This is a genomic window from Olsenella sp. Marseille-P4559, from assembly GCF_900605015.1.
In the GTDB taxonomy this organism is placed as follows: Bacteria; Actinomycetota; Coriobacteriia; order Coriobacteriales; family Atopobiaceae; genus Tractidigestivibacter.
This window is the reverse complement of sequence record NZ_LR027574.1, coordinates 565,313-584,187: the sequence shown is the minus strand read 5'-3', so window position 1 is coordinate 584,187 and position 18,875 is coordinate 565,313. Positions and strand designations below refer to the sequence as shown.

Here is an 18,875-nt window from a genome sequence, read left to right as displayed (position 1 = left end):
TGCGTTACCGACTCAAATGGCGCTCACTGCCTTACTGCCATCGCTGTGGCCAGCACTCGATGGCGTTCCCCTCTCCTCGCAAGTCCTTTCGAGGGGGCGCTCCAAGCGCTGGTGGGGAGGGCGTCTGCAGTGAATCCGAGCGTGGCGGGCCCGCGCGGGGAGTGGGTGTACGCGGCCAGACGGGTGGGAAGAGGCCCGGGCAATGCTATCGTAGGGGCAGGACGCGCAACGAGAGGGGTGCCGCGATGAGACTCTGGAAGGGCGAGGGCGGCCTGATGACGGACGAGCAGCTGCTCCGGACGATCGCCCACTACGGGTCGCTGGACGCCGCGAGGGCGGCGGGGAACGTCATCCTGGTGAGCGACGGACGCGAGCAGGGTCCAGAGAACGCATCACGGGACGGTCGGGCGAGACGGGCTCCGAGGCTGAGCGACTACCTGGAGGGCGAGGATGGACGTTGAAGGTGCCTACGATGTGCTCTGCGACAGGTGGAGGTCCCTTGGGGCTACGCGGCAACGCACGCTGTCCGAGCGGATGGCGGTCGATGTCACGTACAACAGCACGAAGATCGAGAACGACGAGATCACGCTGCACGACACCGAGACGATAATGCGCGACAGCGAGCTCTCGAACTACACGGGTAGCCTGCGCGCCGTGTTCGAGGTCTCGAACCACCAGCTGGCGTGGGACGCGGCGGTGCGCGACGCCTTCAGCCCGACCCCGCCGGGGCTGGACCTCGCTCTGGTCCTCGACGTGCAAAGGACACTGACCGAGCACACGTACGACCGCGCGAGGTGGGAGAGGGGCGAGAGGCCGGGAACTCTCAAGCTGAGCGACTATGGCGTCGGGCCGGGCGCGGAGGTCGGGCTTGCGCCAGAGGAGTGCGAAGAGGCGCTCGTCGGGGTGCTCGACGAGGTGCGCTCGGCGATGGAGCAACCGCTTGGCCCCAAGAGGGCGTTGGTATGCGCGACGTACCTGCATGCGCAGATCGTGGACATACACCCGTTCGCGGATGGGAACGGCAGGACTGCGCGGCTGATGCAGAACTACGTGCTCATGGCACTCGGCAACCCGCCGATCGCGCAGAGGGCCGAGGACCGCATCGCTTACTACGGTGCCCTCGACAAGTTCCATGGGGAGGGCAGGCTCGATGACCTGCTCGAATTCAACAGGGTCGAGTCACTTAGGACGTGGGAGAAGGGCCTCGGCGTGCCATCGAACTAGGTGGGTCAACCAGAGCAATGCGCGGGCAAAGGCGGTCCTGTGCTCCCTCTGTCTCGTCTGCCTCGTGAGGGTCAGTCGGCACCCGGTCCGTCTGCCGGTCGAGCCCTGAAGGCCCGCCCTTCGCTAACCGGTAGATGCCCACGCCTCTCTGCTAGGCTGGGCATTCCGCAAGTGCGTGCGAGCGGCATTGCAAGCGGTGCCTGGCGTGATTGGGTGGTGGCGCAATGGACGGCGCATACGGGCCGATGCTGTTCGACGACGTATCACTCACGTTTTGGGTTGGTAGGGATCTTGACGGGAACCTCTCGGTTAGGCTGCTGTCCCGGGGGTCGGCACCGTCCGGGGTAGCCACGGATGCCGAGGCGAGCCACCTGCCATCGGAGGATGGGACGAGCACAAGCGTGACGGCACCGAGGTTGCCATCGGCCACGAGCGTTCCCGTCGAGCTGGTGATCCATCCATCGACGGGGTCCCTCGTGTACTCAGACCAGTCGAAGACTCCTCCGCGCTTGGACACGCCGATGAGCCTCAGCTCCTCGGAATTCGCCTTCACTGCCACGAGGGCCTCTGTCCCGTCCTCCATCGAAGCCTCCGATCTCGCATGACAGCAGCTACACGGGAATCATGCGGGCGAGGAGGGATGGATTCGTGGGTCGGACATATTGCTGCCGTTCTGGTGGTAAGAGTGTTTTGCATTACCTGCTTGAGGGGTGGTGATTGTTCCATTGAACAAGGTTATTGCTGACGGCATGGTCGAGTGGAGACATCCGGACCAGTGCATATCGAAGGCTGATGCGGTGGCCGCCTGGGACAACGCCATCAGGAGCCGACCGAGGATTGAGAAGAGCTTGAGAGAGTACCTTGCGATAGGCATCGATGGCAAGGGAAGGGTCATGGAGCTTGTGGCGATTCACAATGATGAGGGTAACTTCCTCATCTACCACGCTTTCATTCCTCCGACAGAGAACGCGAAGAGGGGGCTTGGGATGAGTGAGGGAGGAAGGAGACGGTGAAGAACAACGAGGAGCTGCGCAGGAAGTTCGGTATGACTGGCGAGCAGCTGGATGCATGGGCGAACGAGTACGAGAGCGGCGATTACCCAAGCGGGGGCGGGGAGGTCTTCACCGGCTCCCACCTCGTCGAGGTGGGAAAGAAGCGCGTGACGGTCATCTATGATGCACGTGACGCGCAGCGCGTGGAGGCCATAGTCCGCAGCAAGGGTATCAAGACCTCCGATGTCTACCGTGATGCGCTTAACTACTATCTCGCATCACAGAAGTAGAGAAGAGTGCGACGTGAGGGTGACGTCTGCCTTGGGCATCGTCCGCAGTCCCTGAATCATCACTGCCAGGACAGTCGCGCAAGTAGACCGCGAGGCCGGCAGAGTCGGCCCACGGCCCCTTCTCCGCGCCTCCCCAAACAACCCCCCTACAGGAACTTGCGCGCGAACTCCTCTGCCTCCGCCAGCTGGGCCTCGTTGGGCTTCCCGCGGAAGTACAGCGTCTCTTCCGCCACGCTCACGTCCTTCTCGGCCAGCGCCTCCCGCACAAGCTCAATCGCGTGCTTCGAGATCCAGGAGGTCGAGAAGACCACCGCCTTGCCCACGAGGCTCCCGTCAAGGGATTCCAGGTATGCCCTCAGATGCGAGTCGATGCCATACGCGTAGAGCGCGCCACCAACGAAGAGCACGTCGACGGGTGCGTCTATGCCCGCGTCGGCTGAGTCTACGGAGACGGCATCCACGCCTGCGGCCTTGGCGATTGTTTCCGCGACGGCCTTCGTGTTTCCGGATCGAGAGTAGTATCTAACTGCGGTGGTCATGGGGGTGCCTCCTACGCCTTCTGGACGGACCAGCTTTTTGGGCCTCTTGGAACCCATGGTATCGCTCCCGCCGGCCTCGCGCCGCCGCGCCCCTGCCGGACCATCCGCGCCCTCGCGCGAGCAGGCCGCCCCAAACAGAAAAAGCCCAGGACAACGCATGCCCTGGGCTGCATCTACCTGGTGACCCCGGTGGGGTTCGAACCCACGGCCTTTCGCTCCGGAGGCGAACGCTCTAATCCACTGAGCTACGGGGCCAGCGACCCTTTGATTATAGGCAAACTTCTTGGCTTGGCTACCGTCGAGGGCGATTGCATGCCATCACGACTCGCCCACAACGCCTAACGCGCCACGTAGCTCATGCGGGGGCCCTCGCATACAATGGACCACCAGATATTGGTGACGTATATGCCAGCACCCAAGNNGGCTTGGCTACCGTCGAGGGCGATTGCATGCCATCACGACTCGCCCACAACGCCTAACGCGCCACGTAGCTCATGCGGGGGCCCTCGCATACAATGGACCACCAGATATTGGTGACGTATATGCCAGCACCCAAGCGAGGGGAGTCCATGACAGAGAAGCGCCACGCCACGCACGCCAGCGACAGCACGCTAGAGACCCAGGTCACGGGGCTCTCGTCTGCCGAGGTCGAGGAGCGCGTCGCCGCCGGCAAAGCCAACGCCAACACGGACGTCAAGACGAAGTCCGTGGGGCAGATTCTTGCTGAGCACGCATTCACGCTCTTCAACGCCGTGAACGTTGGCATGGCAGTGCTCGTCGCCGTCACCGGCCAATGGCGAAACCTCCTTTTTCTAGGTGTTGTCGTCTGCAACCTGGTCATCGGCGTCTTCCAGGAGATTCGTGCCAAGCGCATGGTGGACAGGCTCTCCATCCTTACGGAGAAGCGCGTCCGCGTCATGCGCGGCGGACAGGTGTCAGAGATTCTCCCCTTGGAGCTGGTGCTGGACGACTGCATCCTCTTGGCTCACGGTGAGCAGGTCCCTGCCGATTCCGTGATACTCAAAGGCCAGGTGCACGTGGACGAGTCCCTGCTCACGGGTGAGAGCCGCCCTGTTCCCAAGGGGCCGGGGGACACGCTTTTGAGCGGCAGCTTTATTGACTCTGGTGACCTTCTCGCCCGCGTGACCAAGGTGGGCCAGGAAGGCTATGCCGCACGCATCAACGCCGAGGCCAAATACGTCAAGCCAGTTCACTCCCAGATCCTCGACTCGCTCAATGCCATCATCCGACTTGGCACCTACGCGCTTTTCCCGTTGGGCATCGGACTCTTCCTTCGCACCGTCTTCACGGATGGCTCCACCATGAACGATGCCATTCTCTCGGCCGTTGCGGCCGTAGTGGGCATGATCCCCCAGGGGCTGGTGCTGCTTACCTCGAGCATCCTGGCCATCGCCACAACGCGGCTTGCCATGCGCAGGGTCCTCGTGCAGCAGACATACTGCGTGGAGACGCTGGCACGTGTTGACACGCTCTGCCTTGACAAGACGGGGACCATCACAACAGGCCATATGGAGGTCTCACACGTCGAGCCGGCACAGGGCCATACGGGCAATGAGGTCGAGCAGGCCCTCGCCGCGGTCGTCCGCGCCTCCGAAGCTGACGCCAACGACACGGCCCAAGCGCTGCTCGCCCACGCTGATGCCGTGGGCATCGCGAGGGGGAGGGGTTCCCGGCGCGTGATTCCCTTCGACTCTCGTCGCAAGCGCTCGGGATGCGTGACGGCAGAAGGCAGAGCCTTTGTGCTGGGGGCCGCACGCTTTGTGTTGGGCGAGCAGGGCGCGGCGCAAGCGGCCGTCATCTCTTCCGCGTTCGATGCGTGTGAGCGTGTGCTCGTCGTTTGCGAAGTCGCCGGTTTCGACGAGGAGGGCGTTCCACAGGGCAAGGCCTCGCTTCTCGGCGTGGTGGGCATTCGCGATGAGGTCCGCGCGACGGCGCCCCAGACTATGCGCTACTTTGTCGAACAGGGCGTTGACCTGCGCATCATTTCCGGGGACGACCCCACGACCGTCTCGGCCATCGCCGCTAGGGCGGATGTCCCGCACGCGAGCGAGGCCGTGGATGCCTCGACCCTCGCCACGGAGGATGACCTCGTGGCGGCAGCGCGGCACTATCACGTCTTTGGCAGGGTGACGCCAGAGCAGAAGCGCTCTCTCGTGCATGCCCTCCGCGAGGATGGCCACGTTGTTGCCATGACCGGTGACGGCGTGAACGACGTGCTGGCCCTGCGCGAGGCCGACTGCTCAATCTCGGTTGCCTCGGGCTCTGCTGCAGCGCGCAACGTCTCGGAGATAGTCCTTGCCGACAACGACTTCTCTCACATGCCCGAAGTGGTGGCAGAGGGTCGCCGCTCAATCAACAACCTGCAGCGTTCCGCCTCGCTCTTCCTCGTGAAGACCGTCTACACGGCACTTCTCGCCCTCATCTGCATCTTCTTTCCACCGTACCCCTTCATTCCCATCCAGATGTCGCTCATCTCGGCTGCCATCATCGGGATTCCCTCCTTTGTGCTTGCGCTCGAGCCCAACCACGATCGCGTGAGCGGCGGATTTCTTGGTCACGTGCTGGCGCGCTCGATGCCTGCCTCGGCGGGCATCACGGTGGCGCTTGCGATGGCCCTTGTCGCCGAGCGTGCCATGCCCATGACCTTCTCCGAGACCTCGACCGTCTGCATGCTTCTCGTTGCCATCGTGGGTATTCGACTTATCTGGAGAATTTCTCAGCCCATGACTCCGCTGCGTACGGCGCTGCTCGTGACGGTTGCCGGGATTGTTGCCGTCGGATGTACGGTGTTTGGTGCCTTCTTCAAGGTTGCCCCGCTCACGCCTAGTATGTGTGTCTTGGTCATCGTTGCGGGCGCGCTCTCGTGCGTCCTCTTCGATGTACTCTTCAATCGATCAATCGTCCTTGCCAAAGACGGCGAGGGCATCGCCCGCCTTGCGGACAGACTGGAGGAGACCCATGTCAATCACAGAAGGTACGCCTAGCACCAGGGAGTTCGAGGACGCGGTCCTTGCCGCCCGCCGTCCCGTCCGCGTGCGCGTGGCCGGCCGAGAGGCCCTCGCCTTTGACGTCTCTGGGATCCCCGGTGCAGGACGGCTGCCTCGTGCCCTGGTTGAGCTCCTTGAAAATGTCGTGAGGCACTCTGCCAGCGATACCGACGCCGTGCGCCAGGCTCGTGCCGTGGTCGAAGCAGGGCTTGCCGGCGAGCAGGGCACAGAGATCGAGTTCATGCCGGCACGCGTCCTGTTCCAGGACTTCACGGGCGTGCCGGTCTTCGTGGACTTCGCCTCCATGCGCGATGCCATGGTTGCCCGCGGGGGAGACCCCTCGCGCGTTAACCCGCACATACCCTGCACGTTGGTAGTTGACCACTCGGTCATTGCCGACGTTGCCGGCGAGGCCGACGCCTGCGAGAAGAACCAGGAACTCGAGGCCCAACGCAACCACGAGCGCTTTGCCTTCCTCAAGTGGGCGAGCCAGTCCTTTGAGAACGTGGAGATCGTGCCACCTGGAGCCGGCATTTGCCACCAGCTCAACATCGAGCGCTTCTGCCGCGTGGTGACCACCGATGCGCTCTCCACGCTTGACGAGCCCGTTGCGTGCTTCGACACGCTCGTGGGAACCGACTCCCACACCACCACGGCAAACGGCGTTGGTGTCATGGGCTGGGGCGTGGGGGGCATCGAGGCCGAGGCCGCGGCCCTGGGCCAGCCCATCTCCATGCTTGTCCCGCCCGTTGTGGAGCTTTGCCTTTCCGGTGCCCTTCGCGACGGCGTCTCTGGCATGGACCTCGCACTCACGGTCGCGCAGCTCATGCGTGCGGCAGGTGTCGTCGGCTGTCTCGTCGAGGTGACGGGCGAGGGGGTGGCAAGCCTTTCTGCCACGCAGCGTTCCTGCGTCGCCAACATGACCCCCGAGTACGGCGCCACCACCACGCTCTTCCCCGTGGACGAGAAGACCTTGGACTACCTCACGCTCACCGGCCGCGACGCTGCAGACGTCTCCTTCGCCCGTGCCTACCTCGAGCGTCAGGGCACCTTTGGCGCCACCTCCGGCCGCGCATACGCGCGTACCGTCACGCTCGACCTTGCGACAGTCGAGCCGAGCCTGGCCGGTCCCTCTCGCCCCCACGACCGTGTGGCCATTGCTGGCCTCAAGGAGCGCTTCGAGCGGAGTGCCGAGAAGAACGGTCACGGCGACCTTACGCAGGGCTTCGATGTCACCTGCGGCGATAAGGCCTTCGGGCTTCGCCACGGGGCCCTCGCCATTGCCGCCATCACCAGCTGCACCACCGCCACGGACCCATCCATGATGGTGGCCGCCGGCCTTCTCGCCAAGCGCGCCGTCGGGCGTGGGCTTGCCCCCAAGCCTTGGGTCAAGAAGATCCTCGCCCCGGGCAGCCATGCCACGCAACTTCTGCTCGAACGCGCGGGCCTCACGGAGCCCCTTGCAAAGCTCGGTTTCTTTACCTGTGGCTTTGGATGCATGAGCTGCATCGGCAACTCCGGAGACATCCATCCTGCCCTGCGTGAGCGCGCAGACGAAATGGAGCTCACGAGCGTGCTCTCGGGCAACCGCAACTTCGAGGGCCGCATCTCGCCGTACGTGAGCCAGAACTACCTCTGCCAGCCCGCCTACGTGGTTGCCTACTCGCTGGTGGGCACCATGGACGTCGACCTTGCGCACGAGCCCGTGGGCACGGATGCCGAAGGCAAGCCCGTGATGCTGGCGGATCTGGTTCCCACCAACGAGGAGGTCGACGATCTTCTCGCGCAGGTCCTCACATCGTCGCTCTTTGCCGAAGCCAAGGGTTCGCTCAAGGAGGGCTCTGCCTCCTGGCATGCCATCGAGTCCTCCTCGTCCTCGACCTTCCCCTGGGACGAGGGCTCTACGTACGTGCGCCGTGCACCGTACTTCGACATCGCCAAGCGACGCGAGACGGTCGAGGTAAAGGACGCGCGGGCGCTGGCGCTTCTCGGCGACTTTGTGACCACCGACCACATCTCTCCCGCGGGCGCCATTGCGGCCGACTCCCCGGCGGCGCGCTACCTCACCGAGCATGGCGTTGTGCAGAAGGACTTCAACACCTATGGCAGCCGCAGGGGTAACCACGAGGTCATGGCTCGCGGCACCTTTGCCAACGTCAAGCTGAGAAACGCGCTGGCGGGTGGCCGTGTTGGTGGCTGGACGCGCGACTTCTCCGACGGCGAGGTCAAGAGCATCTACGACGCTGCCGTGGACTACGCCGAGCAAGGCGTTCCTCTCGTGGTCATCGCGGGCAAGCTTTATGGGTCTGGCTCCAGCCGCGACTGGGCGGGCAAGGGGCCGCTGCTCCTGGGCGTCCAGGCGGTCATTGCCCAGAGCTTCGAGCGCATTCACCGCTCCAACCTGGTGCAAATGGGCGTGCTTCCGCTCCAGTTCAAGGAAGGTGAGAGCGCCACCACGCTCGGCCTTACCGGTGAAGAGGCCTTCACCGTTGCTCCCGTGAGCCTTGCCGGCGGGCTCCCCAGCCCCCACGAGGTTGAGGTCACTGCGACAAGGCCCGATGGCACAACAACCGTCTTCTCCTGCGTCGTGAGGGTGGATACGCCCATGGAGGGCCGCTTCCTCGAAAAGGGAGGCATCCTGCCCTATGTGCTTGATGAGATTTCCTAGACCTGTGGGTTCTCGCTTGATGGTATTGTGCGGGTCTGTCGGAATGAGGAGAATGTGCGCCTAGGCGGGCTTCGGTGGGTAAGAGTCAGACGGGAGGGTTGCGCATGAGGTGTCCAAACTGTGGTGCGGAGGTGCCTGCGGGTGCTGCCACCTGTTCTGTCTGTCACTACGATCTTGGCCTTACGCAGAGAATTCCTGTAACTAAGGTTGTGTGGTGTCCCACCTGTGGGGCGCTCGTTCCACCCGAGGCGCACTCATGTCCCAAGTGCGGTGCCCCCCTGGGTGCCCCCGCTCGTTCGAAGACCGGTCGCGCGGTTCGTGACCTGGGCATCCCTACCATCGAGGGGGCAAGCGACCAAGATGGGGGAGACGCCCCTGGGGGAGGGGCAGATTCCACTCGTGCCATACCTCGCATCGAGAGCGCCATTCCCTCCGAGGCCAGTCCGGAGTCTGCAACCGTGCGCCATGACCGCATGCCACGCACGCGCGTGCTCATGGTGGCGGCCGTTGCTGCCATTGCGTTGGCTGGGGGCACGGCCCTCTGGATTACGCACCCTTGGGACCCCAGTCTCTATGTAACACACGCACAGACGGATGCCGATACCTCAATGGCGGGCTACCCAGGCTATATTTCCTCGCTTACCGGCCAGGATGGATCGTCCGACTCAACGGATGGCTCAAGCGATGGTTCCAGCGACGGTGCCGCGACGGACTCTGGCTCTGGGACCGTCTCGGTCTACCAGGCAATCAGTGATGACTATGACAAGCTGGGGACTTATGCCGATGAGCTTGACCAGAGCGTCTCTGACCTTGTGTCTGTCGGCGTGAGCGGCACTTCCTCGGAGCGCGAGCAGGGAAAGGAGACGGCCGAGCAGACCGCCATCGCGCTCTCGAACCTCATCGACGACATCTCCTCGCTCGACGATGGCAATGGCACCTATGCAAGCGACATTGCCAACATGGCTACGCTGGGCAACTGGCTGCGGAACCGTTCCGATGCCATCTGCGAGGCATGGGAGGTCTCGGCCACCATGGCCTCAGAGGAGAAGACCATGGCACCGCTCAAGAAGATTGGCTATTCCTCTGGCACCGACAGCTACAAGACGCTTTTTGACGAGAATTACAAATCGTGGAAGCCGGCAGAGCAGTAGCCGCAAGTCATCATCGGCGTCTGGCGATTGCGTGCAGGCCGCTGCTTGCTGGTACTATCGTATAGATAGATGATTGCACGACTCTGCCGGTGCCGCGTGGGCGCCGCGCGCGGACGCTTTGGAGGGGACATGGGTCTCTTTGGTTCCACACCACTCTATACCCCAAAGTACGAGGTAAGGGGCGACGAGGTTGCAGTGTTCGATACTAGCAGGGGCACTGTCGTGGTGCGTCTTGACGGCGAGGGTGCCCCCATTCACGTAGCCAACTTCTGCGAGCTTGCCGAGAAGGGCTTCTACGATGGCCTCACGTTTCACCGTTATGAGCCCGCCTTTGTGATTCAGGGTGGCGACCCAGCAGGCAACGGCACCGGCGGTCCTGGATATCGCATCCACGAGGAGTACACCACCAACCCGCATAACAGCCACGAGGACGGTGCGCTTGCCATGGCGCGTGCATCTGACCCCAACTCTGCCGGCTCTCAGTTCTACTTCTGCCTCGGCCCCCAGCATTTCCTGGATAATGGCTATACCGTGTTCGGGCAGACCGTCGAGGGTCTCGACACCATTGCCGCCCTACGCAAGGGTGACACTATCAACTCGATTACCATCGAACACCGCGCATAGCTTTTGCCGGTGTCGAAGCGAGGGGGTCTCACGTGAATCAGCAGGCATACGAAGCAGGCAAGTCCGCCTATCAGCAGGGTGACTGGCTCACCGCGGTCGACAGGCTCTCCCAGGCCAAGAACCCTGGAGAGGTCTCTGGGGCTGTCGACCACCTCGTGGGCAACTGCTATATGAAGCTTGGTCAGTACGAGTCTGCGGCTGCGGCATACGAGAGCGCGCTGCGCGACGCTGCGTACGGTAAGATAGGACCTCTCTCGTGTAACCGTGGCCGGGCACTTCTCGCTGCGGGACGCCCCGCAGAGGCGGTCACGGCGCTTGCTCAGGCGCTGTCTGACGCTTCCTACGCTACACCCTACAAGGCTCACATGGCCCTTGGTACCGCCTACGAGCGTCTTGGCGACCCTCGCAACGCGGGCATTGCCTATCGAAACGCCGCCATTGACGAGTCGAACCCCAACCCGTCGTCTGCGCTGTGCGACCTTGGCAGCTGCTTCATACAGCTCGGGCGTCCGGTCGATGCCGTTGAGGCATACCGCACCGCGCTTGATTTCTCGGCTCCTCTCCAGAGTCAGAACCAGATCTATTGCGACCTTGGCCTGGCCTACGTGGCCGCCAACCGCATGTCCGAGGCAGTCGATGCCTTCGACCACGCCACCGCCGACGGCACGCTCGCGCTTTCTCCCGAGGCCCAGGCGTCTTATGACGCGGCACGCAAGGCTATGGCTGCCATCACCGGCAAGAAGCGCCCATCTGATACCGATGCGCTCCTGGCTGCAGCCGGATATGGCGGGGAATATGACCCTCTCGACCCGACGGGTGCCTCGGGCGAGCTTATGCCCTCTGCCGATGACACGGGCTTCTTCTCGGTCTCCGAGGAGGACCTTGTCGAGCAGGACAAGAAGGAGCGCAAGATCCGCCGCAAGCACAACCACCGCGGTCTCAAGGTCTTCATCGCGATTCTCATCCTCTTGGTGGTTGCGCTTGGCGCTGCAGGCTACGCATACTATCGCGGCTACGGTTGGCCTACCCAGGAGGCCGTGGTCGAGCAGCTCTTTGATGCCAAGACCTCCGGTACGGATCTGGGGAGCTTCTTGGCCGCCTCGGTGCCTGCCTCTGATGCCGGGGCCATCGAGGCCACGGTGCCCTCTGGAGCAACCATCAAGTCCACCGAGGTTGACAGGAGCATGACCGAGTCCACGGTTACGGTCACGGCCTCCCTCCCAAGCGGGGAGAGCCAGACCTACACCGTTTCTCTCGTGCGTGATGGCATCTCTTGGAAGGTCACCAATGTAACGAGCGACGTTGCGTCTGCGGCTTCGACCATGACCACCACGACGACCACCACTGGAACGACCACGGGCACCTCGACCCAGGGCTAGTCACTCTCTGCACCATGCAACGCATGCCAGCCTTGGCGTGCAGACGGGATATGGAAGCTATGTCGATCTTCGACTCACTGTTTGGCGAATACGGTGGCGACCTGGCTATTGACCTGGGCACCGCCAACACGCTCGTAGCCGTGCGAGGCCAGGGCATCGTCATCAACGAGCCCTCCGTTGTTGCCATCGACAAGAGCGAGAGCCGTGTCCTTGCCGTTGGCGCCGATGCAAAGCGCATGATAGGCCGCACCCCTGGCTCCATCATTGCCGAGCGTCCGCTCAAGGACGGTGTCATTGCCGACTTCGATGTCACCGAGGTCATGCTCAGGTACTTCATCGAGAAGGCCCGAGAGCGTCGCTACCCCTGGTCCCCTCGCCCTCGTGTTGTTGTGTGCGTTCCATCTGGCGTCACGTCCGTCGAGAAGCGCGCTGTCTTCGAGGCGACCATCCAGGCGGGCGCTCGTCAGGCATACCTCATCGAGGAGCCCATGGCCGCCGCCATTGGCGCGGACCTTCCCATCGAGGACCCAACGGGTTCGATGGTCGTTGACATTGGTGGCGGTACCACCGAGGTCGCCGTCATTTCCATGGGCGGCATCGTCGTCTCGCAGTCGATCCGTACCGCCGGTGACGAGTTTGACCAGACCATCCTCGAGCACGTTCGTGACGCCTACAACCTCTCCATCGGCGAGCGCACCGCTGAGGACATCAAGATCAAGGTTGGCTCCGCCGCACCCCTGGCCGAGGAGCTCGACGTTGAGGTCAATGGCCGTGACGTCATGAGCGGCCTGCCCAAGACGGTTCGCATCGAGAGCGAGGAGATTCGCCGCGCCCTTGATCGCCCCCTCGACGAGGTCACGAAGGCCGTCAAGGACGCTCTCGATGTAACGCCGCCAGACCTTGCGTCTGACCTCATGTTCTACGGCATTCTGCTCACCGGTGGCGGAGGCCTTCTCCGCGGCCTTGACCAGCGGCTTCGCGAGGAGACCGGCGTGCCTGTCAACGTGAGCCCCACGGCTCTCGAAAACGTCGTTACCGGTTGTGCTAAGGTCCTTGAGGCAAATGCGCTTTCCGGTGGCTTCGTCCAGAGTACGGGACAGTAGGCGTGCCGCGCAGAGGCAACAGGGTCCCTACGTCGGGGCTGGGCAACAACAACCAGGGTACGGGTGGGCGCGAGCTCGTGGTGTGCCTCATCATCTCGGTCGTCCTCTTCACCATTGGCGTTCGCACGGGGGAGAGCGGCCCGCTTGGCGTTGTGCGTGGCGGATTCCAGACCATCACCGCGCCGGTGAGGCTGGCAGGGTCTGCCATATCGATGCCCTTCCAGGGCCTGGGCAACATCTTCTCCAACCTCACTGCAGACCAGGCGACGCTCTCGGAGCTCCAGGCCGAAAACGACGAACTGCGCACTAGGAACGCCGAGCTCGAAGAGGCCGAGCAGACGGCAACTCGCCTGCAGGGGCTTCTCAACCTCCAGAGCACATACGACCTCCAGTCGACCGCTGCCCATATCATCTCGGGGTCCAGCGATTCGTGGTCGTCGACGGTCACCATCGACAAGGGCACCAGCTCCGGGCTCTCCGTCGGGATGCCTGTGACCTCGTCGTCTGGCGTCATCGGGCAGATCGTCCAATGCGGGGCCACATCATCCACGGTCCTTCTCATGACCGATGAGTCTTCGAGCATCTCTGCCATGGTTCAGTCGAGCAGGGCCCAAGGCATGCTCGATGGGTCTGCGGCAGGGGAGGTCCGCCTCGATATGATTCGCACCGACCAGACGGTCGAGGTCGGGGACATTGTGGTCACAAGCGGCCTGGGAGGCGTCTTCCCCAAGGGACTCCCTCTGGGCAAGGTAACGAGCGTCGAGAAGAACCCCGGCTCGATGTACTACACGATCGTCGTTGAGCCCTACGCGCACATGGAGAATGCCGAGGAGGTCCTTGTCATCACGTCGCTCACGGATTCCCAGATAGCAACATCCGAAGATGTTGCGTCTGCAGACGTCCAGGAGACCTCGGCGAGTGCTGCAACCACGGCCGATACCGAAAGCGCTGGCTCGACCACGTCAGACGGCACGACCTCGACAACGTCGTCCACAACGACGACCACCGGCAACTAGGAAGGAGGGTTCGCCGTGCAGGTGGCTGATAAGAACAGGGACCGGCGAGGCGCTCTCATCCTCGTCCTTGTGTGCTTGGTGCTCCAGCTTGCCCTCGCTCCCAACATTGCTCTTGGTAATGGGTGCGCGAACTTCGCCCTCGTCTTTACCGCGTGTGTCGCGTTCAATGCTGGTGGGAGAAATGGTGTTCTTGCCGGCTTTGCCGCAGGTCTCGTCTTTGACCTTTCTACCACGGGTCCGGTGGGCCTCATGGCGGGGTGCTGTGCCGTTGCCGCCTACCTGATGGGCCAGGATGGAAGAAACCGCATGGCAGGGGAGTTTGGTGCCTGCGTCGTGGAGTTCTCGATTGCCGCACTTGTGGTGTCTCTCATCTACCACCTGGCCATGCTCATGGTCGGACAGTCATCCTCCCTGCTTGACGTCCTGCTTTTGCGTATGCTTCCCACAGCGCTGCTCACCATCGTCGCCTTTCTGCCCTTTGCCTGGTTCTATTCGCGCTTTGGAGGTGGCAGGCCGGGCCTCTCCATGGGTAGGCGCGGTCGTGGCGGCGCGCATCTCAGTACCAGGGGCCTCTAGGGTCGCGCCATGAACCTTACGATCATTATCATCATCCTCTGTGTCGCTGTGGCGGCGGTGCTCATTGCGGTGTTCCTCGTGTTTGGGCGCTCTGAGGCCAACTTCAAATTTGATATCGGTGGCAACGGTCCCAAGGCATCCGGAGGATCGGACACCTCGGCCGAGACAACCACACAGGGGCGCCTCGTGGGCCAGGCGGTCGTCACTGGCGGCATCTTCACGGTGCTTCTCGGCAAACTCTGGTCGATGCAGCTCCTCTCCTCCGACGAGTACACCCAGCAGGCAGAGTCAAACCGCACGCGTACCGTTTCCGTCCCCGCGCCGCGCGGGCGCATCCTTGACCGAAACGGGAGGGAGATCGTTGCCAACCGATCGAGCCTTACGGTCCTTGCTGAGGCAGACGTGGCAGATGACGACATAGAGGTCACGCTCATCGGCAACCTCATTGGCATGCCGGCCCTTGCCGTCAAGCGCAAGGTCGAAGACTCCTCTGCCGGCGCCCAGAGCCTGCGTCCCGTGTCTGTCGACGTCTCACGAAGGGTCGTGGCATTCCTCGGTGAGCATCCCACGGTATTCCCGGGAGTTTCGGTGGACCAGCGCACGCAGCGTTCCTATCCCTACGGGTCTCTTGCGGCACACGTTGTCGGCTATACTGGCACCGTAACATCCGAACAGCTCAACTCTACGGATTCCTCCGACGAAGGTGCCGTGCACTACAGCTCTGGCGATACGGTGGGTCAGTCGGGCGTGGAGCTCGAGTATGAGAGCGTGCTTCAGGGCGTTGCGGGCGAGCAGACCGTTTACGTTGACGCTGATGGTAACGTCCTTGATTACTCGACTTATGTGGAGCCCAGGAGTGGGTCGGACGTCATTCTCACGCTGGATGCGGATATCCAGCAGGCGGCCGAGGAGTCGATTGTCAAGGTAGTTGAGTACCAGAAGAAGGCCGGCTACTCCGCTATGGGTGCGTGCGCCGTTGCCATCGACTGCACAAATGGCGAGGTGATCGCCATGGCGAGCTATCCCACCTATAACCCGAGCGTCTTTGTTGGCGGCATCTCGACAAGCGACTGGGAGACGCTCCAGTCTGAGGCATCGAACTACCCGCTCATGAACCGTGCCATAGCCGGCCAGTATCCATCGGGTTCCATCATCAAGTCCCTCACCACGCTCGCCGCCCTGAGCAACGGCATTGCCACCGCCAGCTCCTCGTGGTACTGCACGGGCTGGTGGACGGGGTTTGGAGACGATTACCCAATGAAGTGCTGGTGGACGACGGGGCACGGCGAGATGAACCTCGTCACCGGCATCACCTACTCCTGCGACGTCGTCTTCTATGAGATAGGCAAGGGTTTCTACTACGACCAGAACAACCCCGAGGGGATGCAGGAGACCTTCAGGAAGTTCGGACTTGGCTCCCTTACGGGCATTGACCTGCCCAGCGAGGCGCAAGGCCGCGTGCCGGACGCCGAGTGGAAGTGGAGCTACTGGTCAAGTGCCACCGACGAGCAGCGCACGTGGCAGGGCGGTGACAACTGCAACCTTGCCATCGGCCAGGGCGACCTGCTTGTGACATGCATGCAGATGGTCGACGCTTATGCCGGCATCGCCAACCGGGGGCCCATCTACAAGCCGCACGTGCTCAAGAGCGTCAAGAGCGGTACGGGATCTGGCACGGTCATCGACTACAGCCCCGAGGTCATCATCAACGCCGACGAGGATTCCGCCAACCTTGACATCGTGGACGAGGGCCTCTCGGGTGTCGTATATCAAGAGTCTGTCACCCAGGCTGCCCACTGGACCAACCTCGACGTTTCCGTGCGTGGCAAGACGGGTACGGCCGAGCAGACGTCCGTGGGTGAGCCCGTTGGCTGGTTCATGGCCTTTGTGCCAGCGGAGAATCCCAAGTATGTGGTTGGAGCCAACGTTGACCGCGTACTCTCCGGTGCCTCCTCTGGCATGTACATCGTGCGAGACATCATCGGCGCTATCTATGGCCAGCCAGACGACCAGCCATATGACACGACGAACGTCGACCGATAGGGGGTGCACCTATGGCAGAAATGGAAAGACGGCAGGGACTTCTCAACTCGGCGAGCAATCACCTCAACCGTGGCTCCTCGAGGTCTGCCTCCTCGGGTTCGGGTCGTATTGGCAAGGCGCTAGACGGTCTGTACCTCTCTCAGCTCATACCTGCGCTTCTGCTCGTTGTCTACGGTGTGGTCGTGATTTGGTCCGCCTCGCTCACCATTGCCGAGGCAAGCTTCCCGCGGCATCTGGTGGGCATTGCCATGGGGCTTGTGGGTGCCGTGCTCATGTGGCGCCATGACTACAGAAACCTCCAGGGCATGACGCGCGCGCTCTTCATTATCGCGTGCGCGCTCATGATTGCGCCAAAGATTCCAGGCCTGAGCTACTCCGCCAAGGGCATCACGGGCTGGGTCAAGATTCCCGGCATTGGCGTCACCTTCCAGCCTTCCGAGCTTGCGAAGCTTGTGGTCATCTACCTCATGGCTGCGCTTGGCGCCCAGTACAACGGCAGAATCGAGTCACTCCGCGACTACGTTCGCCTGTGTGCCATCCTGCTTGTGCCGTTCGCGCTGATCCTGCTTCAGCCAGACCTCGGCACCGGCCTTGTCGTCCTGGTGTTTGGTGCCGCCATTATCATCTGCTCGGGAGCAAAGCGCAGCTGGGTGCTGATGACCATCGCACTTATCGTCGCGGGGTCTGCCGTCATCATCATTACGTCCATGCTTGATGGGTTCCCGCACCTCCTGAAGACATATCAGCTCAATCGCCTGATCGTCTTTGTGGACCCATCGGTCGACCCGACCAATAACGGTTACAACCTCCAACAGGCAAAGATCGCCGTGGGCTCCGGCGGGCTTCTCGGCAAGGGCATTGGCGGTGCCACGCAGGCAGGCAACGGATTCCTCCCCGAGGCGCAGACGGACTTCGTCTTTGCGCTACTTGCCGAGGAGTTTGGCTTTGTGGGCGGCGTCGCGCTGCTCGGCCTCTTTGCCTGGATGATCTTCTCGACGGTACTTCTTGCCATGCGCTGCGAGTCGATGTTCGGTAAGCTCGTGTGCGTGGGATGCGCTGCAATGTGGACATTCCAGGTGCTCGAGGAGGTCGGCATGTGCATGGGCATCATGCCCATCACAGGCATCCCGCTTCCGTTTGTCAGCTATGGTGCCACCTCGATGATTGCGCAGCTCATGGCCGTGGGGATGGTACAGTCTGTGTGGAGACACCGGCAGAAGTCCGCGTAGCGGCTGCTGCTCATAAGGAGGAACATGGCGCGCAAGTTTCCATGGGGAAAGGTCTTCGAGGTCGTCGGAGCGGGCAAGGAAGCCCAGGAAGGTGGCTCTCAGGTGGTGCGCCTCTGGGTGCGCATCTCTTCGGCGGCGCCTCGAGGACTTGTCCTCGCCATCAAGGAGGCGCTTGTTGCCCGTGGGGCATCCGGCATCGTGGACGTCCGTCCCGTTGACGCTCCCGCGCCCGACGGTATGGCCCCTGACGCTGTCATTGTCGTCTGTGGCAGCCAGGGCGGTGCTGAGGCTGCCCTTGCCCGCGATGCCGCACGGCGTGGCGTCCCCGTTGCCCTTGTGGCCGAATCTGTGCTTGAAGTCCCCGACCTCAATCTTCCCGACGAGACTGCTCCCTTTGTAGAGGTGCTCGCGAGCGCCGATGCCCGCGACCTTGTCCCGAGGCTTGGCACGTGGCTCGTGAAGGCCACGGGCAAGGGCCTGGCCCTTGCCGCCAATTTCCCCTTCTGCCGGCCCGCCGAGGTCGACAACCTGGTGAGGCATTGCGCCATGGAGAACGCCGCCGTGGGTGCCGTGACGCTTATTCCCGGTTCCGACATGGTCGTCATGACCGCCAACCAGGCAAAGCTTGCCCTCGACGTTGCCGTTGCCTATGGGCGTGGCCTTGACCTCTCCCGTGCGCTTGAGCTGGTGGGGGTTGTGGGCGCCGGCTTTGGCTACCGTGCGCTCGCCCGCGCTGCCTCGAACCTTGTTCCGGGACTCGGCTGGGCCTTCAAGGGGGCCATGGGCTATGCCGGCACCATGGTTACCGGACGTGTTCTGCAAGTTCGCTTTGACTTCGAGGATGGCTCGGTTCGCCCACACGGTGAGGAAATATCACGCCAGGTGCCGGCGCGCCACCTTGAGTTGCCCAAGAAGGTGGGGGAGCCGGGCAAGGCCGAGGGGGGCGCAGCGCAACCAAGGCGTGCTTCTTGTTCCTCCGCACCCACCTACGTCATCATTTGTCCCGACGGCTCCGTAGCCAGGGGTGAGTAGC

The 18,875-nt window shown here is 62.8% G+C and carries 17 protein-coding genes and 1 tRNA gene; 15 read left to right on the top strand and 3 right to left on the bottom strand.

The genetic code is table 11. The features are described from left to right. Positions 1–245 precede the first annotated feature (245 nt). Together E0E00_RS08865 and E0E00_RS08860 are read left to right on the top strand one after the other, a co-directional pair. Positions 246–461 (top strand): hypothetical protein, encoded by a 216-nt coding sequence (locus E0E00_RS08865; RefSeq protein WP_130812167.1) that lies wholly within the window; start codon positions 246–248, stop codon positions 459–461. Further along, complete coding sequence (locus tag E0E00_RS08860; protein WP_130812166.1) at positions 451–1,224, top strand: Fic family protein; 774 nt, start codon at positions 451–453, stop codon at positions 1,222–1,224. Before E0E00_RS08865 ends, E0E00_RS08860 begins: the two co-directional genes overlap by 11 nt. Before the next feature lie 151 nt (positions 1,225–1,375). Here E0E00_RS08860 and E0E00_RS08855 read toward each other — a convergent pair whose 3' ends face one another. Continuing rightward, the gene (locus tag E0E00_RS08855) at positions 1,376–1,807 is read right to left on the bottom strand and encodes a hypothetical protein (protein ID WP_130812165.1); all 432 of its coding nucleotides are present in this window, start codon (positions 1,805–1,807) and stop codon (positions 1,376–1,378) included. A gap of 142 nt (positions 1,808–1,949) precedes the next feature. On the opposite strand from E0E00_RS08855, the gene E0E00_RS08850 reads away from it, so the two are divergent. Both E0E00_RS08850 and E0E00_RS08845 read left to right on the top strand, forming a co-directional pair. Further along, the gene (locus E0E00_RS08850; RefSeq protein ID WP_130812164.1) at positions 1,950–2,237 is read left to right on the top strand and encodes a hypothetical protein; all 288 of its coding nucleotides are present in this window, start codon (positions 1,950–1,952) and stop codon (positions 2,235–2,237) included. Continuing rightward, entirely contained in the window at positions 2,234–2,506 is a 273-nt protein-coding gene (locus E0E00_RS08845; RefSeq protein ID WP_242622207.1) for an NADP oxidoreductase, read from the top strand. Before E0E00_RS08850 ends, E0E00_RS08845 begins: the two co-directional genes overlap by 4 nt. 146 nt (positions 2,507–2,652) lie before the next feature. Here the strand turns inward: E0E00_RS08845 and E0E00_RS08840 are convergent, their stop codons facing one another. Both E0E00_RS08840 and E0E00_RS08835 read right to left on the bottom strand, forming a co-directional pair. Then, positions 2,653–3,045: a flavodoxin domain-containing protein gene (locus tag E0E00_RS08840; RefSeq protein ID WP_165443630.1), complete on the bottom strand. Its 393-nt coding sequence runs from the start codon at positions 3,043–3,045 to the stop codon at positions 2,653–2,655. Positions 3,046–3,223: 178 nt separating this feature from the next. Further along, positions 3,224–3,300 (bottom strand) — tRNA-Arg (locus E0E00_RS08835). Between the two features lie 314 nt (positions 3,301–3,614). Between E0E00_RS08835 and E0E00_RS08830 the strand changes: the two genes are divergently transcribed. The 11 genes from E0E00_RS08830 to E0E00_RS08780 all read left to right on the top strand — a co-directional run bounded on the left by E0E00_RS08830 (position 3,615) and on the right by E0E00_RS08780 (position 18,874). Next, a complete protein-coding gene (locus tag E0E00_RS08830; protein ID WP_130812162.1) occupies positions 3,615–6,050 on the top strand; it encodes an HAD-IC family P-type ATPase in 2,436 nt (811 codons plus the stop codon). Then, positions 6,025–8,721 (top strand): aconitate hydratase AcnA, encoded by a 2,697-nt coding sequence (acnA, locus tag E0E00_RS08825; RefSeq protein WP_130812161.1) that lies wholly within the window; start codon positions 6,025–6,027, stop codon positions 8,719–8,721. Before E0E00_RS08830 ends, acnA begins: the two co-directional genes overlap by 26 nt. Before the next feature lie 104 nt (positions 8,722–8,825). Further along, the gene (locus E0E00_RS08820) at positions 8,826–9,872 is read left to right on the top strand and encodes a zinc ribbon domain-containing protein (RefSeq protein WP_130812160.1); all 1,047 of its coding nucleotides are present in this window, start codon (positions 8,826–8,828) and stop codon (positions 9,870–9,872) included. Positions 9,873–10,001: 129 nt separating this feature from the next. After that, positions 10,002–10,496 carry a peptidylprolyl isomerase gene (locus E0E00_RS08815; protein ID WP_130812159.1) on the top strand — a complete coding sequence of 165 codons (495 nt, stop codon included), beginning with the start codon at positions 10,002–10,004 and terminating at the stop codon, positions 10,494–10,496. 32 nt (positions 10,497–10,528) lie between these two features. After that, positions 10,529–11,875, top strand: a complete 1,347-nt coding sequence (locus E0E00_RS08810) for a tetratricopeptide repeat protein (protein WP_130812158.1) — start codon at positions 10,529–10,531, stop codon at positions 11,873–11,875. A gap of 59 nt (positions 11,876–11,934) precedes the next feature. Then, positions 11,935–12,978: a rod shape-determining protein gene (locus E0E00_RS08805; RefSeq protein ID WP_032111833.1), complete on the top strand. Its 1,044-nt coding sequence runs from the start codon at positions 11,935–11,937 to the stop codon at positions 12,976–12,978. Between the two features lie 2 nt (positions 12,979–12,980). Beyond that, positions 12,981–13,994, top strand: a complete 1,014-nt coding sequence (gene mreC / locus E0E00_RS08800; RefSeq protein WP_130812157.1) for a rod shape-determining protein MreC — start codon at positions 12,981–12,983, stop codon at positions 13,992–13,994. Between the two features lie 15 nt (positions 13,995–14,009). After that, positions 14,010–14,570, top strand: a complete 561-nt coding sequence (gene mreD, locus E0E00_RS08795) for a rod shape-determining protein MreD (RefSeq protein WP_130812156.1) — start codon at positions 14,010–14,012, stop codon at positions 14,568–14,570. Positions 14,571–14,579: 9 nt separating this feature from the next. Beyond that, positions 14,580–16,613 carry a penicillin-binding protein 2 gene (gene mrdA, locus E0E00_RS08790; RefSeq protein WP_130812155.1) on the top strand — a complete coding sequence of 678 codons (2,034 nt, stop codon included), beginning with the start codon at positions 14,580–14,582 and terminating at the stop codon, positions 16,611–16,613. An 11-nt stretch (positions 16,614–16,624) separates the two neighbouring features. Continuing rightward, the gene (locus E0E00_RS08785; protein ID WP_130812154.1) at positions 16,625–17,842 is read left to right on the top strand and encodes an FtsW/RodA/SpoVE family cell cycle protein; all 1,218 of its coding nucleotides are present in this window, start codon (positions 16,625–16,627) and stop codon (positions 17,840–17,842) included. A gap of 24 nt (positions 17,843–17,866) precedes the next feature. Further along, entirely contained in the window at positions 17,867–18,874 is a 1,008-nt protein-coding gene (locus E0E00_RS08780; RefSeq protein ID WP_130812153.1) for a DUF697 domain-containing protein, read from the top strand. Position 18,875: the final 1 nt, after the last annotated feature.

Excerpts from the sequence above, each read along its gene's own strand:
- E0E00_RS08865 (WP_130812167.1), top strand. The coding sequence starts at position 246 with ATGAGACTCTGGAAGGGCGAGGGCGGCCTGATGACGGACGAGCAGCTG.
- E0E00_RS08860 (WP_130812166.1), top strand. The coding sequence starts at position 451 with ATGGACGTTGAAGGTGCCTACGATGTGCTCTGCGACAGGTGGAGGTCC.
- E0E00_RS08855 (WP_130812165.1), bottom strand. The coding sequence starts at position 1,807 with ATGGAGGACGGGACAGAGGCCCTCGTGGCAGTGAAGGCGAATTCCGAG.
- E0E00_RS08840 (WP_165443630.1), bottom strand. The coding sequence starts at position 3,045 with ATGACCACCGCAGTTAGATACTACTCTCGATCCGGAAACACGAAGGCC.
- E0E00_RS08830 (WP_130812162.1), top strand. The coding sequence starts at position 3,615 with ATGACAGAGAAGCGCCACGCCACGCACGCCAGCGACAGCACGCTAGAG.
- acnA (WP_130812161.1), top strand. The coding sequence starts at position 6,025 with ATGTCAATCACAGAAGGTACGCCTAGCACCAGGGAGTTCGAGGACGCG.
- E0E00_RS08820 (WP_130812160.1), top strand. The coding sequence starts at position 8,826 with ATGAGGTGTCCAAACTGTGGTGCGGAGGTGCCTGCGGGTGCTGCCACC.
- E0E00_RS08815 (WP_130812159.1), top strand. The coding sequence starts at position 10,002 with ATGGGTCTCTTTGGTTCCACACCACTCTATACCCCAAAGTACGAGGTA.
- E0E00_RS08805 (WP_032111833.1), top strand. The coding sequence starts at position 11,935 with ATGTCGATCTTCGACTCACTGTTTGGCGAATACGGTGGCGACCTGGCT.
- mrdA (WP_130812155.1), top strand. The coding sequence starts at position 14,580 with ATGAACCTTACGATCATTATCATCATCCTCTGTGTCGCTGTGGCGGCG.
- E0E00_RS08785 (WP_130812154.1), top strand. The coding sequence starts at position 16,625 with ATGGCAGAAATGGAAAGACGGCAGGGACTTCTCAACTCGGCGAGCAAT.
- E0E00_RS08780 (WP_130812153.1), top strand. The coding sequence starts at position 17,867 with ATGGCGCGCAAGTTTCCATGGGGAAAGGTCTTCGAGGTCGTCGGAGCG.